At 61.1% G+C, this 12,515-nt stretch carries 8 protein-coding genes and 1 tRNA gene; 7 read left to right on the top strand and 2 right to left on the bottom strand.

Translation table 11 applies throughout. The features are described 5' to 3' along the window. The first annotated feature begins 96 nt into the window (after nt 1–96). From rpsU to GIB19_RS16115, 5 genes are all read left to right on the top strand, one after another. The gene (gene rpsU, locus GIB19_RS16135; protein WP_003255575.1) at nt 97–312 is read left to right on the top strand and encodes a 30S ribosomal protein S21; all 216 of its coding nucleotides are present in this window, start codon (nt 97–99) and stop codon (nt 310–312) included. A 312-nt stretch (nt 313–624) separates the two neighbouring features. After that, a complete protein-coding gene (gene dnaG, locus GIB19_RS16130; RefSeq protein ID WP_274887204.1) occupies nt 625–2,607 on the top strand; it encodes a DNA primase in 1,983 nt (660 codons plus the stop codon). A 67-nt stretch (nt 2,608–2,674) separates the two neighbouring features. Continuing rightward, nucleotides 2,675–4,522 (top strand): RNA polymerase sigma factor RpoD, encoded by a 1,848-nt coding sequence (gene rpoD / locus GIB19_RS16125; protein WP_085274068.1) that lies wholly within the window; start codon nt 2,675–2,677, stop codon nt 4,520–4,522. 131 nt (nt 4,523–4,653) lie between these two features. Then, a complete protein-coding gene (locus tag GIB19_RS16120; protein WP_099428170.1) occupies nt 4,654–8,397 on the top strand; it encodes a bifunctional diguanylate cyclase/phosphodiesterase in 3,744 nt (1,247 codons plus the stop codon). 16 nt (nt 8,398–8,413) lie between these two features. Then, nucleotides 8,414–8,490, top strand: a tRNA-Ile gene (locus GIB19_RS16115). 71 nt (nt 8,491–8,561) lie between these two features. Here the strand turns inward: GIB19_RS16115 and GIB19_RS16110 are convergent. Together GIB19_RS16110 and GIB19_RS16105 are read right to left on the bottom strand one after the other, a co-directional pair. Further along, the gene (locus GIB19_RS16110; RefSeq protein WP_099428164.1) at nt 8,562–9,104 is read right to left on the bottom strand and encodes a DUF2442 domain-containing protein; all 543 of its coding nucleotides are present in this window, start codon (nt 9,102–9,104) and stop codon (nt 8,562–8,564) included. A gap of 93 nt (nt 9,105–9,197) precedes the next feature. Next, complete coding sequence (locus tag GIB19_RS16105; protein WP_099428163.1) at nt 9,198–9,767, bottom strand: serine acetyltransferase; 570 nt, start codon at nt 9,765–9,767, stop codon at nt 9,198–9,200. A 114-nt stretch (nt 9,768–9,881) separates the two neighbouring features. Between GIB19_RS16105 and GIB19_RS16100 the strand changes: the two genes are divergently transcribed. Together GIB19_RS16100 and GIB19_RS16095 are read left to right on the top strand one after the other, a co-directional pair. Further along, a complete protein-coding gene (locus GIB19_RS16100) occupies nt 9,882–10,343 on the top strand; it encodes an Lrp/AsnC family transcriptional regulator (protein ID WP_027594369.1) in 462 nt (153 codons plus the stop codon). A gap of 479 nt (nt 10,344–10,822) precedes the next feature. Then, complete coding sequence (locus GIB19_RS16095; protein WP_027594366.1) at nt 10,823–12,505, top strand: flavin monoamine oxidase family protein; 1,683 nt, start codon at nt 10,823–10,825, stop codon at nt 12,503–12,505. Nucleotides 12,506–12,515 lie beyond the last annotated feature (10 nt).

Raw genomic sequence — 12,515 nt, 5'->3', positions numbered from 1 at the left:
GTTAACATCCGCAACCCTTGAAAACCGACGTTCTCCAGCACACCTTTGTTTTGCCAGGAGCACGTCTACCCCGGTAATGAATTAAGGTAGCCCTGGATGCCAGCCGTCAAAGTTAAAGAGAACGAACCCTTCGACGTAGCTCTGCGTCGTTTCAAGCGCTCCTGCGAAAAAGCCGGTGTACTGGCTGAAGTTCGTAGCCGCGAGTTTTACGAGAAGCCGACCGCCGAGCGTAAGCGTAAAGCAGCTGCTGCTGTTAAGCGCCACGCCAAGAAAGTTCAGCGCGAACAGCGCCGCGCCGTTCGTCTGTACTAATACAGACGTTCTACGCAAAGCTTCTGCCCTGCCCGGCTCACCGCCGGGCCGATGGCAGCGGTTGCTTCACAACTGCTTCAAACTTGGGCAGCTAGCTCAAGGCCTTTTATGCACTCGCTTCATGCGAACTGCATGGGGGCAACCTGCCTGAAACGTCAGAGCTGGTCATTGACCAGATCGTGCACGTCCTGTCTGACGAGCCTTCATTGGCTGGCGACGAGCACATACTTCCCTCGCACTTCCCCTTGCAGCATTCGCCCCAACCGGCGCGTGAGCGATTAGACTTGCCAGTTGCCAGATGACGAGACTGCCATGGCCGGGCTGATTCCCCAGAGTTTCATTGACGACCTTATCAACCGCCTCGACATTGTCGACGTGGTGAGTTCGCGCGTCCAGCTGAAAAAAACCGGCAAGAACTACTCGGCCTGCTGCCCGTTCCACAAGGAAAAGACCCCGTCCTTCACGGTCAGCCCCGACAAGCAGTTCTATTACTGCTTCGGTTGCGGCGCCGGTGGCAACGCCCTCGGCTTTGTCATGGACCACGACAACCTGGACTTCCCCCAGGCGGTCGAGGAACTGGCCCGCGCCGCTGGCATGGAAGTACCCCGCGAGGAAGGCCGTCGCGCACAAAAGCCGCGCCAGCCAACCGATTCACCGCTGTATCCGCTACTGGATGCCGCCACCGAATTCTACCGCCAGGCCCTGCGCAACCACCCCACCCGCAAAGCGGCGGTGGACTACCTCAAAGGCCGCGGCCTGTCTGGGGAGATTGCCCGGGACTTCGGCCTGGGCTTCGCGCCGCCCGGCTGGGACAACCTGCTCAAGCACCTGGGTGCCGACACCCTGCAGCAAAAGGTCATGATCGATGCCGGCCTGCTGATCGAGAACGCCGAAACCGGCAAACGCTATGACCGCTTCCGCGACCGCGTGATGTTCCCGATCCGCGACAGCCGTGGCCGCGTGATCGCCTTCGGCGGCCGCGTACTGGGTGACGACAAACCCAAGTACCTCAACTCCCCGGAAACCCCGGTTTTTCATAAAGGCCAGGAACTCTACGGGCTTTACGAGGCGCGCAAGCACAACCGCAACCTCGACGAAATCATCGTCGTCGAAGGCTACATGGACGTCATCGCACTGGCCCAGCAGGGCCTGCGCAACGCCGTCGCCACCCTCGGCACCGCCACCAGCGAAGAGCACCTCAAGCGCCTGTTCCGCGTGGTGCCCAGCGTGCTGTTCTGTTTCGACGGCGACCAGGCCGGGCGCAAGGCGGCCTGGCGCGCGCTGGAGTCGACCCTGTCGGCCCTGCAAGATGGCCGCCGCGCACGCTTTCTGTTCCTGCCCGAAGGCGAAGACCCGGACAGCCTGGTGCGCGCCGAAGGCACCGATGCCTTCATGGCACGTATCAACCAGCATGCCCAACCCCTGGCGGATTACTTTTTCGAGCAACTGAGTGTCGAAGCTGACCCGCGCTCGCTGGAAGGCAAGGCGCATTTGGCGACCCTGGCTGCACCGTTGATCGAAAAAATCCCTGGCGCCAACTTGCGTCAGCTGATGCGTAACCGCCTGAAGGAAATCACCGGCCTCGACCCTCAGCAAGTCGAGCAACTGGCCCAGCAACCGGCAGCCAGTAGCAGCGTCCCGGACTATGATCCGGGCTATGACTACGATGCCATGGCCAGTTACACGCCAGACTACGGCGACATGCCGCAGCACGACTACGCGCCGGCACAGCAAGAGCAACAATGGAAGCCGAACAAAGGGGGCGGCAAGAAGCCGTGGAGCGACAAGCCCTGGGACAAAAACCGCAAAGGCGGCAAGCCCTGGCAGCAACGCGACGAGGCCCCACCGCGCACCCCGGCCCCCGTGGAGCCCCCGACCCTGGCGGCCTTGCGCACGTTGCTGCACCACCCATTACTGGCCGGCAAGGTGGAAGATGCCAGCCACTTCGCCGACGAAGAGCACCTGTACAGCCAGTTGCTGGTGGCATTGATCGAAGCCGCTCAGAAGAATCCTGGGCTAAGCTCAATGCAGTTGATCGCACGTTGGCACGGCACCGAACAGGGCCGTTTGCTGCGAGCGCTGGCCGAGAAGGAATGGCTGATCGTAGCCGACAACCTTGAACAACAGTTTTTCGACACTATAACTAGCTTGTCCGCCCGCCAACGCGAGCGCAGCCTGGAACATCTGCTCAGGAAAGCACGTCAAAGCGAGTTGAGCAGTGAGGAAAAATCGCAGCTTCTCGCCCTGCTTAGCAGGAATGTTCCCGCACAAACGCCGACCTCATCTGGCGCGTGAGGCCCATGCTCGGGTATAATCCTCGGCTTGTTTTTTGCCCGCCAAGACCTTCAGTGGATAGGGTGTTATGTCCGGAAAAGCGCAACAGCAGTCTCGTATCAAAGAGTTGATCACCCGCGGTCGTGAGCAGGGCTACCTGACTTACGCGGAGGTCAACGACCACCTGCCTGAGGATATTTCAGATCCTGAACAGGTGGAAGACATCATCCGCATGATCAACGACATGGGGATCAACGTATTCGAGAGTGCTCCGGATGCGGATGCCCTTCTGTTGGCGGAAGCCGACACCGACGAAGCCGCGGCCGAAGAAGCCGCTGCTGCGTTGGCGGCAGTTGAAACCGATATCGGCCGCACGACCGACCCAGTGCGCATGTACATGCGTGAAATGGGTACTGTCGAGCTGCTGACCCGCGAAGGCGAGATCGAAATCGCCAAGCGTATCGAGGAAGGCATCCGTGAAGTCATGGGCGCCATCGCTCACTTCCCGGGTACTGTCGACTACATTCTCAGCGAATACGACCGCGTCACCACCGAAGGTGGCCGTTTGTCCGATGTGCTCAGCGGTTATATCGACCCTGATGACAACATCGCTGCCCCGACCGAAGAAGTGCCTGTTCCAGGTGCCAAGGTTGCGGCTGCCAAGGAAGAAACGGACGACGAAGAAGAAAGCGAAGAGAGCGACGATGAGGAAGAGGCCGAAAGTGGCCCGGACCCAGTCGTTGCCGCTCAGCGTTTCGGTGCGGTTTCCGATCAGCTTGCCGTCACCCTCAAGGTGCTGAAAAAGCATGGCCGTAGCCATGCCGAGAGCATCGGCGCCATGCAGGCGCTGGCCGATCTGTTCATGCCGATCAAGCTGGTACCCAAGCAGTTCGAGGTACTGGTAGAGCGCGTGCGTGATGCACTGAGCCGCCTGCGTCAGCAAGAACGCGCCATCATGCAACTGTGCGTCCGTGACGCTCGCATGCCGCGTGCCGACTTCCTGCGCATGTTCCCAAGCAACGAAACCGACCAGACCTGGAGCGGTGACCTGGCCAAGCGTAACACCAAGTGGGCTGCTGCCCTGGGTGAAAAAGACGCTGCCATCGTCGCCTGCCAACAGAAGCTGATCGACCTTGAGACCGAGACTGGCCTGACCGTCGCGGAGATCAAGGAAATCAACCGTCGCATGTCGATCGGTGAAGCCAAGGCCCGCCGCGCCAAGAAAGAAATGGTCGAGGCGAACCTGCGTCTGGTGATCTCCATCGCCAAGAAGTACACCAACCGTGGCCTGCAGTTCCTCGACCTGATCCAGGAAGGCAACATCGGCTTGATGAAAGCGGTGGACAAGTTCGAATACCGTCGCGGCTACAAGTTCTCGACCTATGCCACCTGGTGGATTCGCCAGGCGATCACCCGTTCGATCGCCGACCAGGCCCGCACCATCCGTATTCCGGTGCACATGATCGAGACGATCAACAAGCTCAACCGTATTTCCCGCCAGATGCTGCAGGAAATGGGCCGTGAACCGACCCCGGAAGAGCTGGGCGAGCGCATGGAAATGCCTGAGGACAAGATCCGCAAGGTACTGAAGATCGCCAAAGAGCCGATCTCCATGGAAACCCCGATTGGTGACGACGAAGATTCGCACCTGGGCGACTTCATCGAGGACTCGACCATGCAGTCCCCGATCGATGTAGCCACGGTCGAAAGCCTCAAGGAAGCCACCCGTGACGTGCTCTCGGGCCTGACCGCCCGCGAAGCCAAAGTGCTGCGTATGCGCTTCGGCATCGACATGAACACCGACCACACCCTCGAAGAGGTAGGTAAGCAGTTTGACGTGACCCGTGAACGGATCCGTCAGATCGAAGCGAAGGCGTTGCGCAAATTGCGCCACCCGACGCGCAGCGAGCATCTGCGTTCCTTCCTCGACGAGTGATGACAAACCCCGGCCCAGGCCGGGGTTTTTCTTTTGTGGGCAAAGCGGCGACACAATGCCTGATTTCTGCCCCACATCCCCCTGAATGCCCGTCTACACTCGACGTCAGACACTCTGATAGCGAGGCCGCTATGCCCCTAATGCCGGCCATTCTGTTGCTGCTCCTTATCCTGTGGACCACAACGGCCGGCGCCCTGACCCTGACAGACGAGGAAAAAGCCTGGCTGGCTGCCCACCCGCAGTTAAGCCTGGGCGTAGACGCCTCTTGGCCACCGTTCGAGTTTCGCGACCAGGAGGGCCGGTACCAGGGATTGGCCGCCGACTACATCGACACGATCCAGGAACGCCTGGGCGTGACGCTAAAACCGGTCGAGCCCAAGAGCTGGACCGAGGTATTGGCGCAGGCGCGCAATAACCAGCTCGACCTGCTACCCGGCATCATGTCGACTCCCGAGCGCCAGGGTTACCTGGCCTTTACGCGCCCCTACCTCGACTTCCCGATTGTCATCCTGGCCCACAAAGGCGGGGCGCAACCCCGCTCATTGAAGGACCTGTACGGCCTGAAGATCGCCGTGGTCGAAAACTACGCCCCGCACGAACTGCTGCGCACCCACCACCCCGACCTCAACCTGGTGGCCATGCCCAATGTCAGCTCGGCCCTGCAGGCACTGGCCACAGACGAAGTCGACGCCGTGGTCGGCGACCTCGCCTCGAGTATCTGGAGCCTTCGCCAGCTCAAGCTCGACGGCCTCTATGTCAGTGGCGAAACGCCCTACCGCTACCAACTGGCCATGGCCGCACCACGGGACAACAAAGTCCTGGTGGGCATTCTCGACAAAGTCATGGCCGACATGAGCAGCGCCGAGATCAACCGTATTCAACAGCGCTGGGTCGGTAACGTGGTGGACCAGCGCCTGTTCTGGTCCGACATGCTGGTGTATGGCCTGCCTGCGGTGCTGTTGCTGGTGGCGATTCTTGCCGTGGTGATCCGCATCAACCGCAGGCTTAGCTCGGAAATTTCCCGCCGCATCGCCCTCGAACAAGAGCTGCGCAGCAGCGAATATCACTACCGCGGCCTGGTCGAGAGCCTGTCGGCCATCGCCTGGGAAGCCGACGCCAACGATTTCACCTACAACTATGTCTCGCCCCATGCCGAAGACCTGCTCGGCTACCCGTTGCATGACTGGCTCAAGCCCGGCTTCTGGCGCAGCATCCTGCACCCGGAGGACGCGCTCTGGGCCCAGGCTTATTGCGACAGTGAAACCGCAGCCGGCCGCGATCACAGCCTCGACTACCGGGTCATCCGCGCCGATGGCCAGCCCCTTTGGATCCGCAACATCGTCAGCATGATCGAGCATGGCCACCGGCCGGTGATGCGCGGGCTGATGATCGACATCAGCGAGACCAAACGCACCGAAGACGCCCTGCGCCTGTCGGAGCAGAAGTTCGCCTCGGTGTTCCAGCAGTGCCCGGACATCCTGCTGATCGCCCGCCATAGCGACGGCTGCCTGCTGGAGGTCAACGAAGCCTTCGAAGAGCAGATCGGCCTCACCCCAGGTCAAGTGATCGGCCGCACCGCCACCGAGCTGAACCTGTGGGCCGTCGCCGGCACCGGGCCGCGGCTGCTCGAACGCCTGCACCAAGGCGGCATCCGCAACCTGGAAATGAGCTTCCGCCGCAGCAATGGCCAGTTGTTCACAGGCCTGACCTCGGCAGAAACATTCGAGCTCGATGGCACGCCGGCGCTGGTCGTGGCCGTGCGCGACATCAGCCAGCTCAAAGAAACCCAGGAGCAACTGCAAACCTCGGAAGAGAAGTTCGCCAAGGCATTCCACGCATCGCCCGACGGCCTGCTGCTGTCGCGCCAAAGCGACGGGCTGCTGATTGAGGTCAACGAAGGCTTCTGCCGCCTCACCGGCTACGACCTGAACCCGACCATCGACCAGACCTCCCTTGACCTGGGCATCTGGGTGGACCTCAACGAGCGCAAGCGGCTGGTCGACCAGCTCAAGCGTGATGGCTTCGTACGTGACTTCAGCTGCCACATCCGCCGCAGCGATGGGCAGATCCGCCTGTGCGAACTGTCCGCCCGGCCCCTTCCGATTGGCGGTGTCGACTGCATGCTGACCATTGCCCGCGACATCACCGAGCGCCACCTCATGCAGGAAAAACTGCAGCTGGCCGCCACTGTGTTCGAAAACACCGCCGAGGGCGTTCTGATCACCGACATCGACCAGCGCATCAGCGCGGTCAACCGCGCCTTCAGCGAAATTACCGGCTACGGCGAGATCGAGGCGCTCGGCCAAACCCCGCGCCTGCTTGCCTCAGGCCAGCACGACAGCGCCTTCTATGCCGCCATGTGGCACCAACTGACCGACGAGGGCCACTGGCAGGGCGAGATCTACAACAAACGCAAGAATGGCGAGCTGTACCCCAGTTGGCTGACCATCAGCGCGGTGCGCAACAGCGAATACGAGATTACCCATTTCGTAGCAGTGTTCGCCGACATTTCCAGCCTCAAGCACGCCCAGGCCAAGCTGGATTACCAGGCTCACCACGACCCGCTCACCGGCCTGCCCAACCGTGCCCTGTTCGAGAACCGCCTGCAGGCCGTGCTCACCTGCGCCCAAGTCTCGAACCGCCAGGGCGCGGTGTTGTTCCTCGACCTCGACCGCTTCAAGCACATCAACGACAGCCTCGGCCACCCGGTCGGCGACTTGTTGCTCAAAGGCATCGCCCAGCGCCTGAAAGAACAGGTGCGCGACGTCGACACCGTGGCGCGCCTGGGCGGTGACGAGTTCATCATTCTGTTGCCCGGCCTGCACAGGCCCAGCGACGCCAACAGCATCGCCGGCAAGCTGCTGGCTTGCTTCAGCGCGCCCTTCCAGGCCGGCGAGCACGAGTTTTTCACCAGCGCCAGCATCGGCATCAGCCTTTATCCACAGGACGGCAGCGACGTCTCCACACTGATCCGCAATGCCGACGCCGCCATGTACCGCTCCAAAGCCAAAGGCCGCAACCGCGTAGAAGCCTACACCCGCGACCTCACCGCCCAGGCCAGCGAGCGCATCGCCCTCGAACATGAGCTGCGCCGCGCCGTCGAACGCAACGAAATGAGCCTGTGCTTCCAGCCCAAGCTCAGCCTAAAGACCCAGAGCCTGGTCGGCGCCGAAGCGCTGATCCGCTGGAGCCACCCGACCTTTGGCGAAGTGCCGCCAGAGCACTTCATTCACCTGGCGGAAGAGAACGGCACCATTTTGCAGCTCGGTGACTGGGTGCTTGAAAAGGCGTGCCAGCAAATGCACATCTGGAAGATGCACTACGAAGACTTTGGCCCGCTGTCGATCAACCTGGCCGGCGCCCAACTGCGCCATCCCCACCTGGCACGGCGCATCGAACAGTTGCTAAAGACCTACCAGCTCAAGGCCGGCGACCTGCAGTTGGAGATCACCGAAAACTTCATCATGAGCCAGGCAGAAGAAGCCCTGGCCGTGCTGCACCAGTTGAAAAAACTAGGCGTGCAGCTGGCCATCGACGACTTCGGCACGGGTTATTCGTCCCTCAGCTACCTCAAACGCCTGCCGTTGGACATCCTCAAGATCGACAAGTCGTTCATCCGCGGCCTACCTGACGACCCCCACGACGCCGCCATCGCGAGGGCGATCATTGCCCTGGGCCGCAGCATGCAGTTCACGATCATTGCCGAAGGTGTGGAGAACCAGGCCCAGCAGCGCTTCCTGGCAGCCGAGGGCTGTGAACAGATCCAAGGCTACATCGTCAGCCTGCCCTTACCCCCGGAGGAGTTCGCCGCGACGTTTCTTCGTATAGCACTATCCGATCTTTCGGATGGCACCCTTTCAAAACCCTCGTTATAATCCGGCCACTTACTGAGGGCCTATAGCTCAGTTGGTTAGAGCAGAGGACTCATAATCCTTTGGTCCACGGTTCGAGTCCGTGTGGGCCCACCAAATACGACAAAGCCGCGCAATCGCGCGGCTTTTTTGTGCCTGTTGTCCCGTCCTGATTAAGGACATGCCGCTTAGGCCCGTTTCTTGGATACCTGGCCTGCATTCGCAAACCCGTTGGCGCCCTTGTTGAGTGACACCTTCCGGCGCCTAGAAGCCTCTTGAGCTTCCTCTTGCCTAGTACAAAGCGCATCCCAGCCCTTCATCGCTAAAGCGACCGTCCTCGGCACAGGTTTTTCGCCACTGCGATAGTAAGCCAGCATACGCCTGCTAAGGCCCAATTCCTGCGCGGCACGGTCCAACGTAAGCCCGTTTTTGGCCATCCAATTCCAAACCAGCTCATGCGAACAATCACCGCTTTGCTCCACTGCTCTGGCGCGGAGGTTGTCGGCAGCAAGCTCCAATTCGTCGTCATCGGCCCAAATAACGGTATCGCTCCACTCGCCAATTGCAGCGGTCGCAAAAACCTCGGGGTCAGATAGCCGGCGCAACGTTGGGTGTTTCGCGATGATAGCGTCCATCCTCAATGGGTAGTGCTTTTCATCGGCGAAGGTCAGCAGTAACTCGTTGGGGGCAGTGACAGCGAGCTCTGTCAGCCGGAAGTGTTTGTTGGTCATGGATTCAATCCATCCGAGCGGCAGCGATACCCCTTGGATGTCGCAGCCTCGAAAACCTCATTGTCCGCTCAGCAATGGCGATCATGACAACAGTTAATCGTTAGATTTTGTGATCACCCGAGGCTGCATCTCTACCTGCCGCGTATTGTAAAACGTGTTCCCCGCCGGAATGTCCCGCATCACTAGCGACATGGCACCAATCACCACGTCGTCGCCAATGCTGATCCGGTCCGCCACGATGCAGCTGTTGGCGCCCACGCTGACGTTATCGCCAATGCGCAACGCATACGCCTCCAGCCCTAGGGTCTTGATGCCGATCGAGCAATTCTGGCGGATGAAAAAGTTACGCCCGATGCTCACGTGGCGGGTAATCACCACGCCAGGCAGGTGGGCGATGCGCAGCCCGGGGGCGATCTGGGCGCCGATGTCGATGTCCACGGCGTACTTAAGATTGAGCCGTTGCTGCATACGCATGGCGTGACGCTGGGCCAGGCCGCCTCGTGCGTCGAGGTACTGGGCCAGGCGGAAGGCAAAGAGAAAGCGCAGCTTGTTGTCCTTGCGGGCGCGGCGCAGCACGTTGAACAGCAGGCTGATGCGGCGGCCGGGCTTTTTCTTGTTGGAGACTTCCAGTCGCCAGCATTCGAGCAGGTTTGCGAAGTTCACGGCGTAGGTCCAGTACGGTCGGCCTGCCATGATGCCGAAAGAAAGCCAGTGACGCAGCCTTGCCCTGGTTGCCATTGGCTGGCTAGGCTAGCGGGCCCACTGTAGAGACTTGCCATGTCGGATGCCCGCCCCATTACGCTGGATGAAATCGACCGCCAGCTGATCGCCCTGCTGCAAATCAATGCCCGCGAAAGCGTTGCCACCCTCGCCCGCCTGCTGGGTATCGCGCGCACCACGGTCAACTCACGCCTGGAGCGGCTGGAGAAAAACAAGGTGATCTCAGGCTATGGTGTGCGCCTGGGCCAACACGTGATGGGCGGTGGCTTGCAGGCGTATGTCGGGATCAAGGTGCAGCCCCGTTCCGGCAAGGAGGTGGTGCGGCGTCTGAGTGCCATGGGGCAGGTGCAGCAACTGTGCGCGGTGAGTGGTGAGTTCGATTATGTGGCTTGGCTGCGGACCGATTCGCCGGAGCAGCTGGACCAGTTGCTTGATCAGATCGGCAGTGTCGATGGGGTGGAGAAAACCACCACGTCGATCATTTTGAGCAGCAAGGTGGACCGGGGGCAATTGCTGTGACGTGAGGGGCACGAGGTGCCAGGCTTGCGATTGGCGGCGCGCATGAGATCGAGCGCCGCCCGCGCGGCGCTTCGCAGCACAAGGCTGCTCCTACATCTGTTTCGGGCCGATTATTCCTGTGACATGGGCGCGCGGCACCTTTGCGCCCACCTCAATATCGAGTTGGACCAACAAGGCGGTCGCGCGCCTCTCTCACAGGCTTTACTGGCCGGAAACAGATGTAGGAGCAGCCTTGTGCTGCGAAGCGCCGCGCGGGCGGCGCTCGATCTCATAGGCGCTGCAAATCTCCAGACAAACTCTTAACCGTCACCATCGATCTCGTCAAAAACAATCAATTAATGCTCATTTAGACGAAAAAACATACATTCAGACAACACTCTGCATCTTAATTACGAACCCCCCACGCCCTAAAATGACCTCCAGGCATCTCCTATACTCAGGCTCCGCTCTCTGCGCAGCCCCTCTGGCAAGGTCACTTCATGAACAACAAGAACCGCCACCCCGCCGACGGCAAAAAGCCCATCACCATCTTCGGCCCGGACTTCCCCTTCGCCTTCGATGACTGGCTGGAACACCCGGCCGGCCTGGGCAGCATCCCGGCCGAGCGCCAGGGCGAGGAAGTGGCGATTGTCGGGGCCGGGATCGCTGGCCTGGTAGCGGCTTACGAGTTGATGAAGCTGGGCCTCAAGCCTGTTGTCTATGAAGCGTCGAAACTGGGTGGCCGGCTGCGCTCGCAAGCCTTCAACGGCACCGACGGGATCATCGCCGAGTTGGGTGGCATGCGCTTTCCGGTCTCTTCGACGGCCTTCTACCACTATGTGGACAAGTTGGGCCTGGAGACCAAGCCATTCCCCAACCCGCTGACCCCCGCCTCTGGCAGCACGGTGATCGACCTGGAAGGCCAGACCTACTACGCCGAAAAGGCCGCGGACCTGCCCGACCTGTTCCACGAGGTGGCCGACGCCTGGGCCGACGCCTTGGAAAGCGGCGCGCAGTTTGCCGATATCCAGCAGGCGATCCGGGACCGTGATGTACCGCGCCTGAAAGCGCTGTGGAACACGCTGGTGCCCCTGTGGGACGACCGCACGTTCTACGACTTCGTCGCCACCTCGCGCTCGTTCGCCAAGCTGAGCTTCCAGCACCGGGAGGTGTTCGGCCAGGTCGGCTTCGGTACCGGAGGCTGGGACTCGGATTTCCCCAACTCGATGCTGGAAATCTTCCGCGTGGTGATGACCAATTGCGACGACCACCAACACTTGGTCGTGGGCGGCGTCGAGCAGGTGCCGCAAGGCATCTGGCGCCATGTGCCGGAACGCTGCGCCCATTGGCCGCAAGGCACCAGCCTCAGCTCGCTGCACGGCGGTGCGCCGCGCACTGGGGTCAAGCGCATTGCCCGCGCCGCCGATGGCCAGTTGGCGGTCACCGACAACTGGGGTGACACCCGCCATTACGCCGCCGTGCTTGCAACGTGCCAGACCTGGCTGCTGACCACGCAGATCGACTGCGAAGAGTCGCTGTTCTCGCAGAAGATGTGGATGGCCCTGGACCGTACCCGCTACATGCAATCGTCGAAAACCTTCGTGATGGTCGACCGCCCGTTCTGGAAGGACAAAGACCCGCAAACCGGCCGCGACCTGATGAGCATGACGCTCACTGACCGCCTCACCCGCGGGACCTACCTGTTCGACAACGGTGACGACAAGCCGGGGGTGATCTGCCTGTCCTACGCGTGGATGAGCGATGCCCTGAAGATGCTCCCGCACCCGGTGGAAAAACGCGTGCAGCTGGCCCTCGACGCACTGAAGAAAATCTACCCGAAGACCGATATCGCCGGGCACATCATCGGCGACCCGATCACCATATCGTGGGAGGCCGACCCGCACTTCCTCGGTGCCTTCAAGGGCGCGCTGCCGGGCCATTACCGCTACAACCAGCGCATGTACGCGCACTTCATGCAGCAGGACATGCCCGCCGAACAGCGCGGCATGTTCATCGCCGGCGACGACGTGTCGTGGACGCCGGCGTGGGTGGAAGGCGCGGTGCAGACGTCGCTCAATGCCGTGTGGGGTATCATGAATCACTTCGGTGGCCAGACCCACCCGGACAACCCAGGCCCAGGCGATGTGTTCGATGAAATCGGCCCGATCGCCCTGGCCGACTGAGACAAGGAGG

Source organism: Pseudomonas sp. ITEM 17296 (assembly GCF_028895205.1).
GTDB classification, from domain to species: Bacteria; Pseudomonadota; Gammaproteobacteria; order Pseudomonadales; family Pseudomonadaceae; genus Aquipseudomonas; species Aquipseudomonas kermanshahensis.
This window is presented reverse-complemented; position numbering and strand designations above follow the sequence as displayed.

Bases quoted from the DNA above. Each gene is read 5' to 3' on its own strand.
- rpsU (WP_003255575.1), top strand. From the start codon at position 97: ATGCCAGCCGTCAAAGTTAAAGAGAACGAACCCTTCGACGTAGCTCTG.
- GIB19_RS16100 (WP_027594369.1), top strand. From the start codon at position 9,882: ATGTCGGATGCCCGCCCCATTACGCTGGATGAAATCGACCGCCAGCTG.
- GIB19_RS16110 (WP_099428164.1), bottom strand. From the start codon at position 9,104: ATGACCAACAAACACTTCCGGCTGACAGAGCTCGCTGTCACTGCCCCC.
- GIB19_RS16095 (WP_027594366.1), top strand. From the start codon at position 10,823: ATGAACAACAAGAACCGCCACCCCGCCGACGGCAAAAAGCCCATCACC.
- GIB19_RS16120 (WP_099428170.1), top strand. From the start codon at position 4,654: ATGCCCCTAATGCCGGCCATTCTGTTGCTGCTCCTTATCCTGTGGACC.
- rpoD (WP_085274068.1), top strand. From the start codon at position 2,675: ATGTCCGGAAAAGCGCAACAGCAGTCTCGTATCAAAGAGTTGATCACC.
- dnaG (WP_274887204.1), top strand. From the start codon at position 625: ATGGCCGGGCTGATTCCCCAGAGTTTCATTGACGACCTTATCAACCGC.